17 protein-coding genes are annotated in these 21378 nt (G+C 59.5%); 9 read left to right on the top strand and 8 right to left on the bottom strand.

Features of this window, described 5'->3' with window-relative positions; genetic code table 11:
• Positions 1-4: 4 nt before the first annotated feature.
• The 6 genes from IQ265_RS13575 to IQ265_RS13600 form a co-directional block, all read right to left on the bottom strand.
• Positions 5-2050, bottom strand: a complete 2046-nt coding sequence (locus tag IQ265_RS13575) for a hybrid sensor histidine kinase/response regulator (protein ID WP_228037882.1) — start codon at positions 2048-2050, stop codon at positions 5-7.
• Positions 2011-2457 carry a response regulator gene (locus IQ265_RS13580; protein ID WP_194054434.1) on the bottom strand — a complete coding sequence of 149 codons (447 nt, stop codon included), beginning with the start codon at positions 2455-2457 and terminating at the stop codon, positions 2011-2013. The genes IQ265_RS13575 and IQ265_RS13580 overlap by 40 nt, the downstream gene beginning before the upstream one ends.
• On the bottom strand, positions 2411-4729 hold the full coding sequence (locus IQ265_RS13585) for an ATP-binding protein (protein ID WP_194054442.1): 2319 nt from the start codon (positions 4727-4729) through the stop codon (positions 2411-2413). Before IQ265_RS13585 ends, IQ265_RS13580 begins: the two co-directional genes overlap by 47 nt.
• Positions 4730-5324: 595 nt before the next feature.
• Positions 5325-5816: a response regulator gene (locus IQ265_RS13590; RefSeq protein ID WP_194054444.1), complete on the bottom strand. Its 492-nt coding sequence runs from the start codon at positions 5814-5816 to the stop codon at positions 5325-5327.
• A 197-nt stretch (positions 5817-6013) separates the two neighbouring features.
• The gene (locus IQ265_RS13595) at positions 6014-7003 is read right to left on the bottom strand and encodes a potassium channel protein (RefSeq protein ID WP_194054804.1); all 990 of its coding nucleotides are present in this window, start codon (positions 7001-7003) and stop codon (positions 6014-6016) included.
• A 254-nt stretch (positions 7004-7257) separates the two neighbouring features.
• Positions 7258-7464 (bottom strand): hypothetical protein, encoded by a 207-nt coding sequence (locus IQ265_RS13600; protein WP_194054446.1) that lies wholly within the window; start codon positions 7462-7464, stop codon positions 7258-7260.
• A 236-nt stretch (positions 7465-7700) separates the two neighbouring features.
• Here IQ265_RS13600 and gloB point away from each other — a divergent pair, with 236 nt between their 5' ends.
• From gloB to IQ265_RS13630, 6 genes are all read left to right on the top strand, one after another.
• Positions 7701-8474 (top strand): hydroxyacylglutathione hydrolase, encoded by a 774-nt coding sequence (gene gloB, locus IQ265_RS13605; RefSeq protein ID WP_194054806.1) that lies wholly within the window; start codon positions 7701-7703, stop codon positions 8472-8474.
• Between the two features lie 107 nt (positions 8475-8581).
• Positions 8582-8947, top strand: a complete 366-nt coding sequence (locus tag IQ265_RS13610; RefSeq protein ID WP_194054448.1) for an NAD(P)H-quinone oxidoreductase subunit M — start codon at positions 8582-8584, stop codon at positions 8945-8947.
• A 219-nt stretch (positions 8948-9166) separates the two neighbouring features.
• The gene (locus IQ265_RS13615) at positions 9167-11611 is read left to right on the top strand and encodes a protein phosphatase 2C domain-containing protein (RefSeq protein ID WP_194054450.1); all 2445 of its coding nucleotides are present in this window, start codon (positions 9167-9169) and stop codon (positions 11609-11611) included.
• A 57-nt stretch (positions 11612-11668) separates the two neighbouring features.
• Complete coding sequence (locus IQ265_RS13620) at positions 11669-13306, top strand: CHAT domain-containing protein (RefSeq protein WP_194054452.1); 1638 nt, start codon at positions 11669-11671, stop codon at positions 13304-13306.
• A 102-nt stretch (positions 13307-13408) separates the two neighbouring features.
• The gene (locus IQ265_RS13625; RefSeq protein ID WP_194054454.1) at positions 13409-14074 is read left to right on the top strand and encodes a hypothetical protein; all 666 of its coding nucleotides are present in this window, start codon (positions 13409-13411) and stop codon (positions 14072-14074) included.
• Positions 14075-14237: 163 nt separating this feature from the next.
• Positions 14238-15404 (top strand): tetratricopeptide repeat protein, encoded by a 1167-nt coding sequence (locus IQ265_RS13630; protein ID WP_194054456.1) that lies wholly within the window; start codon positions 14238-14240, stop codon positions 15402-15404.
• Here IQ265_RS13630 and IQ265_RS13635 read toward each other — a convergent pair.
• Complete coding sequence (locus tag IQ265_RS13635; protein WP_194054457.1) at positions 15376-15900, bottom strand: phosphoribosyltransferase family protein; 525 nt, start codon at positions 15898-15900, stop codon at positions 15376-15378. The genes IQ265_RS13630 and IQ265_RS13635 overlap by 29 nt on opposite strands.
• Before the next feature lie 228 nt (positions 15901-16128).
• Between IQ265_RS13635 and IQ265_RS13640 the strand changes: the two genes are divergently transcribed.
• From IQ265_RS13640 to IQ265_RS13650, 3 genes are all read left to right on the top strand, one after another.
• Positions 16129-17544: an MFS transporter gene (locus tag IQ265_RS13640; RefSeq protein WP_194054459.1), complete on the top strand. Its 1416-nt coding sequence runs from the start codon at positions 16129-16131 to the stop codon at positions 17542-17544.
• A gap of 186 nt (positions 17545-17730) precedes the next feature.
• On the top strand, positions 17731-19350 hold the full coding sequence (locus IQ265_RS13645) for a 2-isopropylmalate synthase (RefSeq protein WP_194054461.1): 1620 nt from the start codon (positions 17731-17733) through the stop codon (positions 19348-19350).
• A gap of 524 nt (positions 19351-19874) precedes the next feature.
• Entirely contained in the window at positions 19875-20789 is a 915-nt protein-coding gene (locus IQ265_RS13650; RefSeq protein WP_194054463.1) for a branched-chain amino acid transaminase, read from the top strand.
• 1 nt (position 20790) lies between these two features.
• Here IQ265_RS13650 and IQ265_RS13655 read toward each other — a convergent pair whose 3' ends face one another.
• Complete coding sequence (locus tag IQ265_RS13655; protein ID WP_194054465.1) at positions 20791-21264, bottom strand: GNAT family N-acetyltransferase; 474 nt, start codon at positions 21262-21264, stop codon at positions 20791-20793.
• Positions 21265-21378: the final 114 nt, after the last annotated feature.

Genomic DNA, 21378 nt, shown 5'->3' on the forward strand with positions numbered 1-21378 from the left:
CGATTTAGGGCGAGCCGCTGGGCCGAATTTGCTGGAGCAAATCTTGGCGGGTGAAGGGTTTCGGCAAAAAGCTCTGGAACCCCTGTTGCTCGGCTTTGGCTACGGCATCGGTGGAGCTGAGGCCGCTCATGGCGATCACCCGCAGGTCTGGGTTAATGCGCTTCAGCAGGGGCACTGTGGTAAGACCATCCATCGTGGGCATCATCAGATCCATCAGCACGGTGTGGATAGTGTCTGGGTGCTCACTTAGCAGAGCGATCGCGGCCTGCCCGCCATGGGCCACCATCACTCGATAGTTGTGCAGCTCTAAAACCGTACGGACTGCTTCGTAGACGGCGGGTTCGTCATCGACTACCAGCACCGTTGACTGGTGCCCATCCAGCGTGGTCACGGGGATATCAACTTCAGGGCTGGGTTCAAAGCTGGCCCGCAGGTACACCTGAAACTGGCTGCCCTGGCCCACCTGGCTCTGCACGTCAATAAAGCCTCCGTGGCTTTCAACAATGCCCAGCACAGCCGAGAGCCCCAGGCCCGTACCTTGGCCCAGGGCTTTGGTAGTAAAAAACGGGTCAAAAATTTGGTTCAGCACCGCTGGCTCCATACCGGTACCGGTATCGGCAATGGTGACTTTGACGTAGAAACCAGGCTGAGCCTGAAAATGCCGCTGGGCTGAGTCATGGTCCAGGGTCAGGTTTTCGGCAGTAATGCGTAGGGTGCCACCAGTGGGCATGGCGTCGCGGGCATTGACGCAGAGATTCATAAACACCTGGTGCAGCTGGGTCGGGTCACCCCACACGGGCCAAAGGCCATCCGGCACGTGGGTGTAGACGTCAATCGACTTGGGCAGGGTTTGCTGCACCAGCTTGCGAATATCCACCAGCAAATGGTTGACCTGAAGGGCAAAACGCTTGCCCTCGACCCCCCGCGTAAAGGCGAGAATCTGTTTGACCAGATCGGCCCCCCGTTGGGTGCTGGCTTCTAAAATATCGAGCTTGCTCTGCACCCAGGGGTCGATCGCTTTTAGCTTGAGGGGCAAAAGCTGCACCACCAGCAAAATGGGCGTCAGGATGTTGTTGAGATCGTGGGCAATGCCGCTGGCCAGGGTGCCTAAGCCTTCGAGCCGCTGCGATCGCAAAAACTGCGCCTCTAGCTGCTTTTTGTCGGTGATATCCATGTGAATGCCCAGCAGCCGTTCGCTGTGGGTCTCCACATCGCAAATCAGGCTGCTGTTAATGGTCAGCCAGTGGACGCGATCGCCTACCAAAATGCGAAACTCGGTTTTGAGCCCCTGCCCCTGCTGGGTGGCCCGCCTCAGCTCCTGGCTAACCCGCTCCGTGTCGTCGGGATGAATGGGCCAGGGCCAGTTGGCGCTAAAGCTGGCCATCATATCGGCGATCGGCCAGGGCGATGCCACCGGGTCCGATGACGAAGGCGGGGCCAGGGCATCGACACACCACTCGAAAGTGCCTATGCTGGCGGCGTTTTGGGCCAAGGTAAGGCGTTCTTGAATGCGCTGGCGCTGCTCGATCTCCTGGCGCAGGTGCCGGTTGGCGGCCTCTAGCTCGGCGGTGCGAGCCTGCACCCGGTCCTCTAAAATCTCGTTGGCGTCGCGCAGGGCGTCTTCGGCTCGCTGCCGCTCGATTGCGTAGAACAGCGATCGCACCAGCACCTCCTGCTGGAGCGATCGCTTCATCAGGTAGTCTTGAGCGCCGTGGCGCACGGCGGCCACCGCCAGGGTGTCGTCGTTGGTGTTGGTGAGCACTACCACGGGCAGGCCGGGAGCCTGCTGAAGCAGCACGTCTAGCGAGTCGAGACCGCTGCTGTCGGGCAGGGTGAGATCGAGCAGCGCCACATCAAAGTCGTCTTGCCCCAGCCAGGCGATCGCCTCCGCCAGGCGCTTGGCGTGGCGGAGCTGAAACCGACTGCGGGGTGCCCCCTTCAGCACCTCCTGCAAAAACCGGGCCTCGGCCAGGTCATCCTCAATTAAAAGTACTCGCACCGCCGCCGGGTTCAGGACGTAGTCGAGGGCAGCGTCGCTGTTTCTAGCCAAAATGCCTCAATTCCTTGCACAATTTTGAACAGCTGGGCCAGGTTGCGCGATTTTGAAATGTAGCAGTTGACGTGCAGGTCATAGCTCTTGCAAATGTCCTCCTCGTTCCGTGAAGTGGTCAGCACAATAATGGGAATGTGCTTGAGGGTATCGCTGGCTTTGATCTCAGCTAACACCTCTCGCCCGTCCTTTTTAGGCAGGTTGAGATCGAGCAAAATTAGGTCGGGGGTAGTGGCCGCCGCAAACTCCCCCTGGCGGTGCAGGTAGTCCATCGCCTCCATGCCGTCCCGCGCGATTACAACCTCGCACGGGGCGGCGGTGCTCTTGAGGGCCTCCTGAATCAGGCGAATGTCGCCCCGATTATCCTCGACTAAAAAGATAGTTTTTGGCCTTGTGTCCGTTGCCATGGTTGCGATCGCGTCCTTCAACGGGGATGGTGAAATAGAAGGTCGCCCCCTGACTGAGAGCGGCCTCTACCCAAATACGGCCTCGGTGGCACTCGACGATTTTCTTACAAATGGCCAGGCCCATGCCCGAGCCCGCATACTCATCGCGGGTGTGCAGGCGCTGGAAGATGACAAAGATGCGCTCGGCAAACTGGGGGTCAAAGCCGATGCCATTGTCTGTCACCGAGAACAGCCAGTGCTCCTCCTGGCGCTGCACCCCAATGTGAATATGGGGTGTTTCGCCAGGCTTGCGAAACTTAATCGCGTTGCCAACCAGGTTCTGAAACAGCTGCATCAGCTGGGTGCCGTCGGCCACGATGGTGGGCAGTGGGTCGGCGGTAATGATCGCGCCGGTTTCGGCGACCCGCCCGCGCAGATTGCCCAGGGCCTGGTCGAGGGCCTGCTGCACTTCCGTCAGCTGCCACTCAATGCCCTGGAGGTCTACTTTGCTGTAGGCCAGCACGTCGTCAATCAGGGTTTGCATCAGGCTGACCCCCTCCACGGCAAAGCCGATAAACTCTTTGCCGTCGTCGTCGAGCTTGGCGTCGTAGCGCATCTCGAGCAGCTGTACAAAGTTGGCCACCTGGTTGAGCGGCTCTTGCAGGTCGTGGGAGGCGATGTAGGCAAATTTCTTTAGCTCAGCGTTCGATCGCTCCAGGTCGTTGGCCAGCAGAGCCAGTTCTTCGGCCTGGCGCAGCACGATGTTGACAATCGCCTTGCGCAGCTCCAGGGCCGCTTTAATTTCTACGCTTTGCCAGGGCAGTGATCGCAGGCTGACCGTCTCCTTCCACAGCTCAAACGACTGGCGCGGGCACAGCCGCTGCTCGTCGCCCTCGCCCACCAGGGTGTAGGCCTCGTTGGGGTTGCCGCCCCAGTTCACCGTTTGAATCACCTCCGGGCGAAACCACAGCACGTAGCTGCGCTTGGAGATGGCGATCGCCAGCAGACCGCTGGCCACATCCTTAAACCGCTGAGCCTCGGTATAGTCCAGCGGCAGGGCATTGGTGACGAAAATGTCCTGCTCGGTTTGCTCAGCCCGGTTGGCCAGCCACTGCACCAGGTAGTTCAGCTCCTCCTCGGGCGGGGTGCGGCCCAAAGTCGTCCACTGACCGCCAAAGCAAATTGCCGCCCCCTTGGCCCCGACTAAATCCAGCAGGCTGGGGTCGTGGCGCACCAGGCCATCGATGAAATAGTCGGCCCGCGCCATTTGGTCAATCAGCGCCGACTGCACCGCCGCCAGCTTTAGCCGATAGCTCTGGTCAGCCTCTTCTTCGAGGGTCGAAATTTCGGCAAAAATCACCCGACCCAAAAATTCGCAGGCCTTGCGCAGCTCGTAGGGCACGTACTTGGGCGTCTTGTGGTGACAGGCAATTAGCCCCCACAGCTTCTGGTCCTTCATCAGCGAAATGGTCAGGGAGGCCTCCACATTCATGTGGTGCAGGTACTCCGTGTGACAGCGGTAGGGCTGTCGCAAAATCGACATCACCAGGTCGGTGCCGTGCTGGGTCACGGGGTTGATGGCGGGCACCAGGTCCACAGGCTCGGCGCTGGCGTTCGGAATCACCCGAATCCAGTTAGACAAAAACATTTTGCGGGCGGGCTGGGGCACATCCGACTCAGGAAAGTGCAGGCCCAGGTAAGCCTCCATATCGTCAAGTTTTTCTTCGGCCAGCACCTCGCCGTGGCCGTCGTCATCAAACTTGTAGAGCATCACCCGATCAAAGCCCGTCACCTGCCGCACCTCGTGGACAATAATGCGGCAAAAATCGGCAAGGCTAGCCGTTCCTGCCTCCAGTTGCCCAATCGACGCCCGCGCCAGGTGGTAAAAGCTCAAAAACGGAATGGCCTCGTTGTTGAGGGCGGGCTCCAGCTCCAGAATCAAAAAGCCCTCGCTATTGCGGTGAAAAATGGCGTCGTACACGCCGTAGTCGTCCCCGCGCCGCCGCACCCACACCTTGGTGGGGTTCATAATGTCCAGGTTGTCGTGGCGCAGGCCAGCTCGCACCTGATCGACCTGGTAAGCATCCAGCAGGTCATCGAGGGTTTGGCCCAGCAACTCCTCCGCCGGTAGGCCAAAGGCCGCGCGAGCGTTGCGACTCACCTGCACAATCGACAGGTCTGTCTCCCGCAGCACCAGCAGCACTCCGTGGGGCTGCACCTGGGTTAAGGTGTGAATCTCGGGCTGCTTTAGGCTCACCAACTGGGCCTCGGGATTCAGATTACGAAGGGTCATAGCGATCGCTCTCCTAGCAAAAATTGTGAGTGTTGCAACGCAGCCTGAACGGCAGAATGCTGTGGTGTTAATCGCTGCCAATCCAGGCTTTGAGGTTTTACTGACGGGTCCTATCGACGGTGGGTTTTACTCGATGTCAGCGCTAAATAAAGTGAACGTCCAGCTTGAAATTCTCTGTCTTAAAATCCTCATGTCTTAAAGTTTTTGGGCTTGAGATTTTCTGCAAGGCTGCGTCACCGCAACCAGATCGAACCTTAGACTGCCCTAGCTCAGTCTAGACTCGAAAAGTCGCAGTTCAGGTACCCAGCAACGGAGGCTAAGGGCTAGGCCTAAAAACCTGGCACACCCCATTTGTCCGGCGGCTTCAACCGTTAGCTTCAACCCTTTATGCAGAGATTATTTTGGGCTGCAATGTTTCCATCTAGCAGCATAGCTCAGATAAATTGATGCCCCAGAAGAGGATTATTAAAAGAATAGAAAGCTTAGTTTTTTGTGTAAATTTAGTTTTTGCTTACCCCGCAAAAACAAGGAAATTGCTAGCAAGAATTTTGATTTGTTTTTGTTTGTTCATCAATCGTATTGACGCGGGTGAGGGCTACATCAGCGGCAGCGTTACAATCTCAAGCCAAAACGCCTCAATTTGTTTCACCGTATGAGACAACTGCTCTATATCAGCTGCCTTCACCACGTAACAGTTGCTTTGGCTGGTATAACTGCGTAAAACATCCTCGGTGCGATCGGACTCAGTGAATACAATCACCGGAATGCGCTTAAGGTGCGGCGTGGTCTTGATCGTGGTGAGAATGTGGTAGCCATCGTCCGGCAGATCGAGATCGAGCAGAACTAAGTCTGGACGCGGTGCCTGGGCGTACTCGCCCCGCTGCAGCAGGTAATCGATCGCGGTCCCCCCATCCACCAAGATCTCAAAGCGATTCCGGGACGGATACTCGTTCTGAGTCGGTTCCCGAACGCCCGGCGAATCGTAGCCCGAGCGCTGGCCTAGAACCTGCTGCACCACCTGGGCATGATCGCGATTGGGGTCAATAACTAAAATGAAGCGCTCTCGTTCCAAATCGTGATCCTGCATAGGGCATAGCCAATCCTAGAGATGATTCGGGTAAGGCTAGCCCCATCGCGCACTTTTGCCTATGGCACTGGGTGGGCCACATATACAGCCTTGATAGTGAACGCTAGCGACAAATAGCTACAAACAGCTCATTGTGCGGAAAGTTGTAAGATTCAGTCCCCTAGCCCTGTTTTCTCCTTGGCCTACCGCTCAGTGGTCTACCACTTAATAGGGCTAAGAATTTGGTTGAGCAACCGCAGCTGGTCGGCATTGCCCATGGTAATTATCGTGTCATTGGGGTAGAGGCGGGTGTCGGCGGTGGGGCCAAAAATCAGCGTGTTGTCGGCCCGGCGAATGGCCAAAATGAGCGCCCCCGACTGGCGACCGAGCTGGGCCTCGGCCAGGGTTTTGCCAACAATGGGGCAGCTCTCAGGCAGCAGCAAAAACTCTTCTACATAGACCGATCGCTCGGCCCCGGTCAAAATACCGTCTAAAAAATCGACCACCTGGGGACGCACCGCCGAGGCGGCCATGCGCTTGCCGCCGGTAATGTAGGGCGATACCACCACATCGGCCCCGCCGCGCCGAAGCTTGACCATAGCCTCCTCGCTGCTGGCGCGGGCAATGGTGCGAATCTGGGGCGACAGGGTCTTGGCCGAGAGCACAATGTAGAGGTTTTCAGCATCGGAGGGCAGCGCCGCCACCAGACAGCGCGATCGCTCTACCCCAGCCTGAAGCAAGGTTTGATCCTGAGTTGCATCGCCCTGCAGGGTCGTGTATCCCAGCTGCTGCGCTGTTTGAATGGCAGCGCTATCGGAGTCAACCACAATAAACGGGATGGCTTCAGCGGCAAACTCGGTTGCTACCTGGCGGCCGGTGCGCCCAAATCCGCAAATAACGTAGTGACCCTGCAAAGATTCCATCAGTCTGCGCCGTTTGAGTAACCGAAATCCGGCCTGAAAATGCCCCTGCACAATGGCATCGGTAAGACTGTTGAGGATGTAGGCAATCACACCTACCCCCATCATGATCAGCAAGATGGTAAACAGCCGCCCTCGGGGGCTGAGCGGATTAATTTCTCCAAAACCAACGGTGGATAGGGTGATCACCGCCATATACGTGGCATCGAGCCAGCTCCACCCCTCGACCAGGCGATACCACAGCACCCCTAAGAGCACCACGCCGCCCAGGGCGATCGCGCCCCGAATCAGGTGCAGTCGAGTGCGTCGGTAGTTTTCCTCAACAACGGTTTCGCCATAGCGAGGGCGTTTTTGACGCACAGGTGGTAGCCCCTCGAACTTGGCTCGCTCAACTTGCCCCCAGACCTGGCTGGTAGCACAACGTTGCCCCTAGCTGCCGCCAATGGGCTGTGCTCTAAGTTGTAGATTGTAAGAGCAAACAGCCGAAGCCGCAAAAAACGCCCTGGGCTGAGCCAGAGCGCGAATCCCCTTTCCTGGAGGTACTAGTCGGTCAGGCGCACTCGCCCGGTCCGAATGCTGTCGAACACCTGGTTGATGTGCTGGCGATCGCTGGGGGTCAGGGCTGGGTTGCTGAGCATCGCCGTCGATAGAATGAGGTGGTCACGGCGGCTCAAAACGCCCTGCTGAATCACGGTGCTAACGAGGGCTTGAATATCTGAAGCGGGGTTTTGGGGTAGAGACGACACCATAATTGCAAATCCTCGATGCAGGAGTGACGATAGTAGGGCCCGTGCCAGAGACAGTAGGCGGTGCTGTAGCGATGGCTACATTTTTATCTTCTTCAAGCATGCCTAATCCCTAAGCGTTACGCTTGGGCAGCCGGTAAAGATTCAGTAAATCTGTATTAAAGCCTGGTCAAGGTTAGATTTTCCACAGAGAAGTTACGGAGACGTTACGACAAATGGCGCAAATTGAGGGAAGCACGATAGAAATCCATCGCGTAGCGGCCTTTCGCGACAACTATATCTTTGTGCTCTACGACACCGCTTCGGCTCAGGCGGCGGTAGTAGACCCCGGCGACGCGATCCCGGTACTCCAAACCTTGGACCGCTTAGAGGCAACGCTGACCACCATCCTTAACACTCACCACCACAGCGATCACGTGGGCGGAAATCGTCAGCTGCTAGAGCGGTTTCCAGCGGCTTTGGTCTACGGTGGGGCTGAAGACCAGGGCCGCATTCCAGGGCAAACGCACTTTTTAAAGGAGGGGGACAGGGTGCAGTTTTGCGAGCGCCAGGCCGAGGTTTTCTTTGTGCCCGGCCACACCCGTGCCCACATTGCCTACTACTTTGCCCCCGCTGACCCCACCGGCTGGGGCGAACTCTTCTGCGGCGATACGCTGTTTGCCGGGGGCTGTGGCCGCCTCTTTGAGGGCACCCCCCAGCAGATGGTCGAGTCGTTGGGCAAGCTGCGGCGGCTGCCCGACACCACTCGCGTATGGTGCGCCCACGAGTACACCCTCAGCAACCTAAAATTTGCCGTTACGGTCGATAGTGCCAACGCGGCCCTGCGCGATCGCCTGGGGCAGGTCGAGGCGGTTCGCGCCCAAAACCAGCCCACGGTGCCCACTGAGCTGGGCCTTGAGAAGCAGACCAATCCCTTTCTGCGGTGGGACGATCCTGCCCTGCAGCGGGCTACCAGCAGCACCTTAGCTGTACAAAGCTTTGCCCGGCTGCGCGGCAAAAAAGACCTGTTTTAAGCTCTGCTACGGGGAGCGGGTGCTATACAATCACAAGAGCAGCGCCATTCTGGGCCATCCTGAGGTAAATCACCTCAGAACGACGTTACAAGGGGCAAAACCTGGCTATGATGCTCAAATCGACCACCCGGCACATTCACATCTACACCGCGATCGTTGCCAACAACGAACTGGTGCCCAGCGACGATAAACTCACCCTAGACATCGACCCTGACAACGAGTTCAACTGGTCCGAAGACGCACTCAAGGCCGTCTACGCCGAGTTTGACCGGCTGGTCGATGCCTCCGCTGGCGAAGATTTGACCGACTACAACCTGCGTCGCATTGGCTCTGATCTGGAGTATTTTGTGCGTCAGCTTTTGCAGCGCGGGGAGATTAGCTACAACCTCAAAAGCCGTGCCCTCAACTACAGTATGGGGCTACCCCGGATAGAATCGGCGGAATCGGCGGAATCGGCGGAATCGGTTGGTTAAGGCGATCGCAAGCGGCTTCTAACCCAGGTCATGCTGTCTTGATCAGGGCAGCTAGGTGGGAACAATCGACATGATTTAAGTGGGTTTGGAGCCAGGGGTTGGCGGCTCCAGCGGTTCAAACTACGGGTTAGATACTCCTGGGTTAGATACTATTTAGAAACATGTGAGTTAGGAACATACGAGTAGAAACTACGAGCTGTTTATCTGCCCCAGAGGATCGTGATCCAGTGCTCTAACCCATCCTGCCGGTCGATTTCGACCCCACCTGCCAGCCGCTGCAAGGTCTGCGAAACGCCCCTGCTCTACCGTTTTTTGCTGGCGGTTGGCGATGAGCCAGTGGCAACTCGCCCCGGTGCGCTGATTGCAGGCCGATTTTTGGTCTGGAATGATGGTTCGAAGTTTGGTTCTGAATCGGTCCCAATCGGGCACCAAATTTGGCTAGATACTCGGCCCGACCACCCTCCCCCGACTCTGGATACGATTCCAGCTTCGGTACTCAACTATTTAAAGCTGTTTGCCCTGGCCCAGCACATTCCCCGGCCCTACGCCCATCTGACTCCAGAGCAAACGGGGCTGACAGCGACCGTGCTGCTGCTCGATATGGCCCCCATCAGTGTTCGGGTCACCGAGCCGGAGGCTGACAGCAAGGCTTCATCTCCAGATTTATCCTCAGGGCTGGGGCAGGTTGAGGCAACGCTGCTGCCCTCCCTGGCTCAGCTCTGGACCCACGGATCGGCTTTGCAACAGCTGAACTGGCTGCGGCAGATCGCCAACCTGTGGCCTATTTTGGCCACCGAGCGGGTGGCTACGACTCTGCTACAGCTTGATGAACTGCGGGTCGATGGGGCCCTGCTGCGGCTTGCCACCCTAGCCGTCGATGACGCCACCCCTACCCTGGCCCAACTCGGCCAGCGGTGGCACGTCCTGGTGGCTACGGCTCAGCCCCCCGTGCGCCCCTACCTGAGCTGGTTGGTCAAGGCCATCAAAGACGGCCAGCTGACCTCCATCAAAGACCTGCTGGCCGAGCTAGAGGGGGCAATTCAAACCCTGGCCCAGGGATTGTTGGTGGCGGTTGACTGGACGGCGGATACGGACCAGGGACCTACCCGCGATCGCAACGAAGACGCCTGCTACCCTGAAAAAGAGCCCCGCCAGCAGCGGTTATCCGGGCTGGCAGCGGGGGTCGAGCCGCCCCCGCTACTGCTGGTATGTGACGGCATTGGCGGCCACGAACAGGGCAACGTGGCCTCCCAAACTGCAATCAAGCTGCTGCAGCAGGAGCTCGAACCGCTGACCCAGCAGCCCCACCTGTCTCCCACTGCGATCGCCGAGCGCCTCAGACAGGCGATCGTTCTGGCCAACGACGCGATCGCGGCCCGCAACAACGACGAACAGCGATCGGCTCGGGCCCGCATGGGCACGACGGTGGTAGTTGCCCTGGTGCATTTTCCCTACGTGTCTGTTGCTCACGTTGGCGACAGCCGGGCCTACCGGGTTAGTCCCCGCACCTGCTACCAAATCACCGTCGATGACGATGTCGCCTCGCGGGAAGCCCAGATGGGCTATGCCCTCTACTCGGAGGCCATGCAGCTGCCCAGCGGGGGAGCCCTGATCCAGGCCCTGGGCATTAGCGACTCTGACTTGCTCTACCCGACGGTGCAGCACCTGCTGCTCGACGACAGCGTCGTGCTATTGCTTTGCTCTGACGGGCTGAGCGACTACGACCGGGTCGAAGCGCTAGCCCCTCACCTGGTCGCCCCCCTAACCCACGCTCCTGGCCCCGCCAGTCACGCCGTCGAGGCCCTAATTCACCAGGCCAATCGACTTAACGGCCACGACAATGTCACCGTTGGACTAATGCGGTTTACGCCCCAGGTGGGAGCCCTGCCGATGCTGCCCTCTGGCCCACTCCGACAGGCCGACGCGGCTATCCATGGCGATTTGGGTACGGTCTCTGCTGCACCAAAAACCGCGCCGCCATCCACGCGAGTCGTAGCCCCAGGCGCACAGAGCGGCGCACAGAGCGGCGCACAGAGCGATACCCGTCCCACCCGCTCCAGAATGGCCTGGAAGCCCTTCTTTGGAGGCATAGCCGTGGTGCTAGCGGGGCTGGGAGCGGCGGCTCTGCTGTGGGAGCGGCGATCGCAGGCTCCGGTGGCGCTACAGCCCTTGCAGACCAGCTGGTCGATCGCCGCCCTGATGGGACAACCACTGCCAGAAGCCGCTCTAGCCGCTACCGTGGACGTGCCCGTGGGGTCGTACTGGCAGGCTCAGCAGGCCGCCACCTCTGGCCCTGCGTCGGGCGGCCTGCGGCTGCGATCGCAGCCAAACCCACCCAGTAACGGGCTTGCCAACGCCCCAGAAGCGCCGGACGTGGCGACAGGCGTGGCGACGGGCAGCGTTCTGCGGGTTGTCAGCCGCCAAACCACGGCCGACAATGTCGACTGGGTCCGGCTGCGGGTTTGCTCTATTCCCTCTGGGGTATCGCTAGACCAGCGCCCCCAGGAGACTAATCAGCCTCCCGTCTCGACCGCTGACCCCGATCTGAGTCAGCAACTCCTGGCTCCGGGTGACGAAGGCTGGGTGCAGGCCCGCCAACTTTACCAAGGCGCGGCCTTTTTAGACTTGGTAACCCCGGCTCAGTCGGGCCGCTGCCTGCCCTAGCCGATTGGCTCCAGTCCTGGCATCTACCTATTTGGCTCTGTTGATTTCGGCTCGCCTATGCTGTCGCCCGATGCTCTCACCCTTTGCCTTGCCATCGATCGCCTCACCCAGGTCGAGTCCAACCACTATGCCATTTGGGTGCTAAAGAGCCCGTTTCCGGGCGGCTATGCCCACCACGATCGCCTGTGGGATAGCCAGATGGCCCAGCTTTGGGAGAGTTGGCAGCAGTTTTTTTCGCTGCGCGGATTGCCCCAGGTGCCCCACGTGCCCTCGGCCTACGTGCCGGCGTTTCATCTCGACGACTTGCTCGATCGGGTGGCCCCAGCCGCCGAGACCGGCGGCAAAACCGGGCGACTGATGCAGGGCTTGGGGGTCAGCCTCTGGGAATGGCTGTTTGATGGCCCCATTCGCCAGACCCTAGAGCGCAGCTTGGGCATGGCCATTGGCCAAAACCGACCGCTCAGGCTGCGGCTAGAGGTGCGACCGCCCGAGCTGATTAGCCTGCCCTGGGAAATTATGCAGCCCGAGCCCGGCTGTCCAGCCCTGTCGCTGGGGCCGCAAGTGCTGTTCAGCCGCACCGCCAGCGCCGTAGAACCCCTGCCCGAGGCCGAACTCGATATCTCTTTACGCATTCTGCTGGTGTTAGGGCAGGATGATCCGGGCAGCGCAGAGGGGGGCAAGAACGTTCTGCAGCTGCCCCAGGAGGCCGAAGCCCTCAAGCAGCTGCTAGAGCTCAGCGCCTCTCGGCTCAGCTATCAGGGAGCTAGCCCAGTGGTTTGCCAGGTGCAAACCCTGATTGAACCCGATACCAAAACCCTGCTGAATGCCTTAGAGACCGGGTACTTTAACGTCTTTTTCTACGCCGGGCATGGGGTACCCGCCCCGGATGGGGGGCTGCTGTTTTTGCGCCAGGGGGGCAGCCTGAGCGGCACCGAGCTGGCCCAGGGGCTGGCCCGTAACGGCATTCGCCTGGCGGTGTTTAACACCTGTTGGGGAGCCCAGCCCGACCTGCAGGAGCAGCAGGTTATTCCCCGCAGCAGTCTGGCGGAGGTGCTGCTGCACCACGGCGTGCCAGCGGTGCTGGCCATGCGCGACTCTATTGCTGACCACGAGGCCTTGAGCTTTATTCAGGTGCTGGCCCGGGGGCTGGCCGAGCGACAGCCCGTGGCCCAGGCGGTGGCCCTGGCCCGACAGCATTTGCTGACGGCCTACCACTTCAACCATACGGCCTGGACGCTGCCGGTGCTCTATCAGCACCCGCAGTTTGAGGGGCACTTGCTGCGCGAAGTTGGCCTGGCCGTGACCCAGCTGCCGGGGCAAGACCTGCGGGCTACCCAGGCAGTGGTGCTGCGCTGTCTGAATACCCCAACCCGCCTGTGGCGTCTCTACGACGGCTATTTGCGGGTGGGGCGGCTGCCCGACAATGACCTGGTGATTTTAGAGCCCTGGGTCTCGGGGCAGCATGCCGAAATCTTTTGCCGCACTCAGTTTGACAACGGGTTTCAAGAGACCCACTACTACCTGCGCGACATGTCACGCTACGGTTCGTACTACTTCGACCAGCGCGGCTGGCACCACGTCCACCGGGCCGAGGTGCCGCTCGCCCTGGGTACGGCCATCCGGTTTGGCAGCCAGGATGGCGAACTGATGGAGTTTACCCTGGAGGGTAGCCCCAAATCGACACCGCCCTGCTAGCAAAATCACAAAATTGCTCACGTCGTACGGAATCCTCAAGCGGCGCGATGTATCCACTGACATCAGGTACTGTTACCATCTCGTGCATCTGTAGATAACGCTATGACCCAGCCATCCCAAAACCCCAATTCTGCTTCTGAGTCCGCCATGGCCGCCGAACACGATTTGCTTGCTGCGATTCTTCACCCCGAACCGGCGTACCCCTGGCAGCCGCTGGCCCCAGAGGCAGAGGGCTACCTGGCCAACCTGGAAACAGAGTTTGACGCCCTGGCCGACGATGACCTCAGTACCGCGATCGCCGCCGGTTGGCAAACCCTGGCAGCCCAGATCACCACCCAAATGGATGCGGCGCAAACGGCTCCTCAAACCGCTGTGGGTCTGGGCCAAATGGCCGCCACCTCGGTGCTCGATCAGCTGCGCCAGTTTCAGGGACGGCTGCCCAATGACCTACTCCAAAGCCTGGCCAACTCCGCTACCACCCTGGCCCGCAGTGGTCAACCCCTGATCGATCAGCTGGTGCAGTGCGCGGGCGACATCTTGCCCGACTGGAACATTGACGATCTGGCCGTGCTGGCCCGTCCTTTGGCCTACTCACTGCGCGACGGCCGGGGCGAAATTGTAGAGCTAAACCTGCGGGCGATTCCGGCCAGTGCCTGGGACTCGCTGTCTGACCTGGAGCAGGCGCGGCTAACCCTGACTATTGCCTCGGTAGCCCTCAAGGCGGCTAAAACCGACGCTGGCCCTGGCAACAACCCCTCCGCTGACTGAGCGGGTTTACAGTCCTCACCTTTGTATCGACGGCTGTAAATGCGAAAACTGCATAAAAGAATGGCGCTACCCGTTACGATCTCGTAATGCTTCACTGACAAGGCCAGATTCCCAAGGAATCATGAGGGTGGATGCCTCTCCTCACCAATGATTCTCAATGCTCATGGGACGTTACTTTACCCCCTGGCTGCGCCGCCAGCAGGCTCGCTATCGCTATCGACAGGCCCTAACCCTGATTCGCCAGGGAAACGTCGATGCCGCGCTAGTGGTGTTGTCCCAGGCCCTAGACGGCTATCCCCATCCGGCCGATATTCACATTGAGCTGGGTAAAGCCCACTGGCAAATGGAGAATACGGCGGCGGCGCTGAGCCACTTTACCGCCGCGATCGCCCTTGACCCCACCAGCATTCGAGCCTACGGTAACCGTGGCTTGCTCTACTGTCACCAGGGGCAAGACGATCTGGCTTTGGCCGACTGGCAACAGGCCCTAGAAGGCCAGCCCGGCCACGCGCTGATTCACTACAACCGAGGGCTGCTGTATTTTCGGCAGCAAAACTACGGGTTGGCCCTGGCCGACTTTAATGCCGCCATTGCCGCCAACCCCAACCTAGCTGAGGCCTACCTGCACCGGGGCCACACCCACGAACAGCTCGGCCAGCCCGATGCCGCCGCCCACGATTGGGAACTGGCCCTCTGCAATGATCTCAACCTCGACCAGGCGCGGCTCAAGTTGCACCACCGCTACCAGGCCCACCGCGATCGCGCCCTTTCTCAGCGCCTGCAGACAGAGCTGGGCCTGCGACACATCACTGTTGTGGCCCAACACCAGGACGACAACTTGAGGATTCAGGTGCATCGCCCGGTAGGGGTCGGCATCAACTACTTCACCCTGCCCGACCAGATTCGCGCCCTGATCATCAAGTGGCAGCTAGAGGAGGTGCAGAGCTTTGAACTCACCGGGCAGGTGCAGGATCAGCCCGTGGTCGAGTGGCGGGGCAGCTACAAGCTGTTTCAGGGGCAGCCCTGTCCTCCGGCCCGGTGGCATCGGGTGCTGCTCACGGCCTTCGTGATTTTTCCACCCCTAGGCATTCCCGCCCTGGCCTGCGCCATGAACCTGCGCCAGGCCTACCAGCGGGGCGACTACCTCACCGCGCTACGGGCCTCCAAGGCCATTCAGGGCCTGTGCCGCGCTGGGGGAATTGCCTCACTCACTTTGGTAACGCTGCTGGCCGGGTACTGGGGCTACCAGCGTTTCTATGGGCCGCCGGAGGCTTCGGCCGCCCCAGCTCAGCTTACCCCGGTTAAGAAGCCGGTTCCGGCTGATAACTAGCCGCCAGTTCGGCGGGGGTCATGGTTTCGTAGCGCTCAAAGGGCTGGTGAATCCAGGGGTTGTCGGGCAGGTAGACCACGTGGTAGTCGGGCTTGAGAATGGAGTCGGCCTTGTACCACAGCACCGCCGTGCGCAGATCTTCAATGTAGAAGCCGTACTTGTGGCGCAGCCAGTCCATCGACTTCTTCAGGCTGTAGCCCGAGTCGACCAGGTCATCGACAATTAGCACCTGGCTGCCCAGGCTGGGGGTGGTCATGCTCAAATCGCGGGAAAACGTGATGGCCCCGCGGGTGCGACCGTCGGCTCCGCCGTAGGAGGCCGTAGACAAAATAGCCAGCGGCACGTCGAACAGGCGGCAGAGGGTATCGCCAATGCGCAGCCCGCCCTTGGCCAGACAGACAATTTGGTTAAACTCCCAGCCTGATTCGTAGATCTGAACGGCCAGCTTTTCGGTATCGCGGTGATAGTCGTCCCAGCTTACGTAGAAATCAGCCATAGCCATTCTCCTAGGCAATCCCCTAGTGGATAAACTGCTGTTCGGCGGTTGTCCAGCCCTCTACTCAGCTATAGAGTTTTGTCCAGAGAAGCGCTACAGTTCCTAAGCTGGACTTGGTGTAGGGCGTTTGCAATGGGGAAATAATACACTGAGGACGCGGTTTGAATCGTTATACATCCACGATCATCGCCCAGTCTTTGATCACTTCGTTTACCGAGCACCCGACCTATGGCTTCTAACGTTCCGCCAAGCGGCGCTAGCTACTCTGTCCCCAAACCGTTTTCGCTGGGAGGCAAGCTGGCCTTTGGAGCCGGAGACATTGGGCCGGGGATGACGGCCAACCTGCTGGCGTTTTCGTACCTGATCTTTTTGACTACGGCGGCGGGTTTGAGCCCGGTGGCAGCGGGCTCGGTACTGGCGATTGGGCGAATTTGGGATGCGGTGAATGACCCGTTTATTGGCTACTTGAGCGACAAAACCCGCACCCGCTGGGGTCGCCGCTACCCGTGGATTTTGCTGGGGGCGATTCCCTTTGGGGTGACATTTTTCTTGAACTGGATAGTGCCAGCGTGGGAAAGCGATACCGCCAAGTTTTGGTACTACGTGGTGATCTCGCTGCTGTTTCAGATATTTTACACGGTGGTGAATTTGCCCTACACCACGCTCACCGCCGAACTCACCAAAGACTATGACGAGCGCACCGAGCTGACCGCCTTTCGGCTGGGCTCGTCGCTGTTTGGGGCGATCGCGGCCCTGGGCCTGGGTCTGGTGATCACTCAATCGATCGCCGATTTGCGCCAGCAGTACCTGGTGCTGGGGGGCATCTGCGCGGTGCTGTCGGTGCTGCCGCTGCTGTGGTGCGTGTGGGGCACCTACCCCTACGCCGTGCAGCGCAACGCCCTCCAGCCTGCCGATACGGACGAAGTTGCCCTGTCGTTTCCCGCCCAGATCAAGGTGGTCTTTGCCAATCGGGCCTTTTTGTTTGTGGTCGGCATCTACCTGTTTGCCTGGCTGGCCCTGCAGATGACCGCCAGCATCATTCCCTTCTACGCCACCTTCTGGATGGGTCTAGATTCGTACTTTTTGGCGGCGCTGCTGGTGCAGGGTACGGCCATTTTGATGATGGTGGTGGTGAACTACCTCAGCCGTCGCCTGGGCAAGCAGGAGGTATTTTACATCGGCATTGGCATCTGGATTATTGCCCAGATCGCCCTATTTTTTGTGCAGCCGGGGCAGGTGGCGTTTCTGTACCTGCTGTGCATTGTGATTAGCTTTGGGGTAGCCACCGCCTACGTGGTGCCCTGGGCCATGCTGCCCGACGTGATCGAACTCGACGAGCTCAAAACCGGCCAGCGGCGGGAGGGCATTTTCTACGCCTTTATGACCCTGCTGCAAAAGGTGGGCCTGGCCCTGGGGCTATTTTTGGTCAGCCTGGCGCTGCAGTTTTCGGGGTTTGTCAGCGAGGCTACCCAGCAGTCTGACCAGGCGCTGCTGGCCATTCGCGTGTTTATTGGCCCGGTGCCGATGGTGCTGCTGCTGGCGGCGATCGCGCTGACCCGGTTTTACCCCATCACCCGCCAGGTGCACGAGGAAATCTTGCTGCAGCTGGTCGAGCGCCAGCGCAACCTGGAGCAGGATGGGTAGTGTCAGCGATCGCTCAAAATGATCGGCACTAAGTCGTAGCGAATCCGACTTGAGGCGGGTAGAATGGTGAGAATCGATACATTTATCTGGCCTATTCCAGCGCTGGAACCGCCTTGGGTCGTCATCGTCTGAGAAAGGCCCTAATCTCGATCTAGCACCCTCGTTGTCTACTCTGTGGGAGTCACCATGAGCAACCCGCCCAGCCCCGACCGCATTCTCATCTTTGACACCACCCTGCGCGACGGCGAACAGTCGCCGGGGGCGACGCTAAACGTCGAAGAGAAGCTGGTGATCGCGCGGCAGCTGGCCCGGCTGGGGGTCGATATCATTGAGGCTGGGTTTCCCTTTGCCAGCCCCGGTGACTTTGAGGCGGTGCAGAAGATTGCGCGGGAAGTCGGTACAGAAAACGGCCCCACCATTTGCGGCCTGGCCCGGGCCACCAAGGGCGATATCGAGCGGGCCGGAGAGGCGATCAAACCCGCCGCCAAGGGCCGCATTCACACCTTTATCGCCACCTCCGACATTCACATGCAGTACAAGCTGCGCAAGAGCCGGGAAGACGTGCTGGCGATCGCGCCCGAGATGGTGGCCTACGCCAAAACCTTCACCGACGATGTGGAGTTTTCGCCCGAAGATGCGGGCCGCTCTGACCCTGAGTTTTTGTACCAGGTGCTGGAAGCGGCGATCGCCGCTGGAGCCACCACCGTCAACATCCCCGACACCGTGGGCTACCTCACCCCCACTGAGTTTGGCGACCTGATTCGCGGCATCAAAGAAAACGTGCCCAACATCGACCAGGCCGTGATCTCTGTCCACGGCCACAACGACCTGGGCCTGGCGGTAGCCAACTTTCTTGAAGCGGTGAAGGCCGGGGCGCGCCAGCTCGAATGCACCATCAACGGCATTGGCGAGCGGGCGGGCAACGCCGCCCTCGAAGAGCTGGTGATGGCCATGCACGTGCGCCGCAGCTTCTACAACCCCTTCCTCGGTCGCCCCGCTGACTCAGAAGCGCCCCTAACCAACATCGACACCCGTCAGATCTACAAGACCTCGCGCCTGGTGTCGAACCTGACCGGCATGTTTGTGCAGCCCAACAAGGCGATTGTGGGGGCCAACGCCTTTGCCCACGAGTCGGGCATTCACCAGGATGGCGTACTCAAAAACAAGCTCACCTACGAGATCATGGATGCCACCTCCATTGGCCTCACCGACAACCAGATTGTGCTGGGCAAGCACTCGGGCCGCAACGCCTTTCGCACCCGCCTCAGCGAGCTGGGCTACGAGCTAGACGACCAGGCCCTCAACCGCGCCTTTTTGCGCTTCAAAGAGCTGGCCGACAAGAAAAAAGAAATCACCGACTGGGATATTGAGTCGATCGTCAACGACGAAACCCAACAGGCCCCGGAACACTTTCACCTCGACCTGGTGCAGGTGTCCTGCGGCGACAGCGCCAAGCCCACCGCCACCGTCACCCTGCGCACCCCCGACGGCGAAGAGCTGATGGATGCGGCGATCGGCACTGGCCCGGTGGATGCGGTGTACAAGGCGATTAACCGAGTGGTGGATATCCCCAACGAGCTGATCGAGTTCTCGGTGCAGTCGGTAACAGCGGGCATCGACGCCCTGGGCGAAGTTACCATTCGCGTTCGCCACGAAGACCGGGTGTTTTCGGGCCACGCGGCGAATACCGACATCGTGGTGGCCTCGGCCCATGCCTACCTCCACGCCCTCAATCGACTCTATGCCGCTCAGCAGGGAGAAAAGGTCATTCATCCCCAGCGCGATGCGGTGACGGCTTCGCTGTAAAGACTACCTCGCGCTCACAACGCTGGTCCTGAGCTGACTCCAACTACTCTAAATGTTCGTTGTGGCAACCTGCGAAACGTTGGCTGATGGGGTAGCGCCAGCCAGGTTATACCAAATTCTATCTGTATACCCCCGGTTTGTAGGGGCATTGCAGTGCAATGCTCCCTACGAGGTATCGGTTTTGAATCGGGGTTGGGTGACTCGGATTTGCTCTATAAATAGCCGTCCCTAGCCCCTTTGGAGCGGCTGAGTGCCCAGCACTCGCTTCGCGAACACCAACGACTTCGCTCAAGGACCGGCTATGGCTGTTTTTATCGTTGGGGGTGCCGCGCTAGCGGCATGGACGATTGGTATTACAGGATCGTGCGATCGCTGGGTCAGGTAGAGTTCATAGCGCTAGCGATCGCCCAGCCGAGGGCGACCTCTATCAACGTCATCGGCGGCCAACTTGCAGATGGTTAATTTAATAAGGCTGTCCATTCGGTCTATCCTTGTAGGATGCCGTGTTCAGCCCAGCCGTAGCCATGCACAACTTCTTACCCGTTGCCTACTTTGAAGGCCAGTTTTGCGACTTTAACGACGCCAAACTTTCCGTTGCCACCCATGCCCTGCACTACGGCACCGGGGCCTTTGGCGGTCTGCGTGGCATCCCCGACCCGGCGGGGGGCAACCGGGCTTTGCTGTTTCGCCTCGATCGCCACTGCCAGCGGCTCAGCACCAGCGCCCGCCTGCTCAACTACGACCTGCCCGCCGACAAAATTCAGGCGGTAATCGAAGACTTTGTCCGCAAAAACAGCCCCGACAAATCCTTCTATATCCGGCCCTTTGTCTACACCTCAGACCTAGGCATTTCGCCCCGGCTGCACAACGTTGAGAAAAGCTTTTTTGTCTACGGGCTAGAGCTGGGCGACTACCTCTCGCCGGAGGGCGTCACCTGCCGCTTTAGCTCGTGGTACCGGCAAGAAGACCGCAGCCTGCCCCTGCGCGGCAAAATTAGCGGGGCCTACATCACCTCATCGCTGGCCAAAACCGAGGCAGTCGAGTCGGGCTTTGACGAATCGATTTTGATGAATGCTCAGGGCAAGGTCAGCGAAGCCTCGGGCATGAACGTGTTTATCGTGCGCCACGGCAAACTAATTACCCCCGGCTACGAGCAAGACATTCTCGAAGGCATTACCCGTGACAGCATTCTCACCGTGGCCCGCGATCTGGGTATCGAGGTGGTTGAGCGCCCGGTCGACAAATCTGAGCTGCTGATTGCCGACGAGGTTTTCTTAAGCGGTACGGCAGCCAAGATTACCCCGGTGCGCCGGGTCGAGTCCTACGATTTGCCCACGAGCCGCCCCATTACCGATCGCCTGCGCGACCAGCTTACAGCCATTACCGAAGGGCGAGTCGAGGCGTACAAAGACTGGGTGTTTGCGATCGATCTGGGCTAGCTTAGGCGGGCTGGAGCAGTTTGCGAAAAGCTACTTTATCATAGCCCGTCGTGTAGAAGTCGCGAATGCGTCCTTCTTCCTCGTAGCCACATTTGCGGTAAAACTGACGGGTGCGATCAAACTCCGGCGTCCCTGCGGTTTCGACCACCAGCATCCGTCCGCCGCGATCCACCAGAGTTTTCTCAACCTGGTGCAGCAGAGCTGTGCCGCGCCCCTGTCCCTGGCGATTGGGGTGAATGGCGATTAGCTGCAAATTCCAGGTCTGATCGGTCATCCGCTCCGGCTCGCAGTAGGCGACCCCCACGAGGCCGCGATCGTCATCAGTCAACCAAAACGCCTCGCTGGCCTTATCACCGTCAAAGGTATTGGCCAACAGAGTGCCCAACATCTTCAGGTCGTTTGCGTCAAACAGGCCAGTAGCCTCAGCTAGGGCCAGTACAGCCCTGACGTCGTGGGGCGTAATTGAACGAATCATGCTCAAGTAGGGGTTAAGGAATGGCACTAATCAGCCGCAGAATTTACGCCCGCAGGGCTTGCACCCGCAGGGCCGCGTTGCTCAGGGCTTATACTACGACATACTACATCGATT

The organism is Nodosilinea sp. LEGE 06152 (genome assembly GCF_015207525.1).
In the GTDB taxonomy this organism is placed as follows: domain Bacteria; phylum Cyanobacteriota; class Cyanobacteriia; order Phormidesmidales; family Phormidesmidaceae; genus Nodosilinea.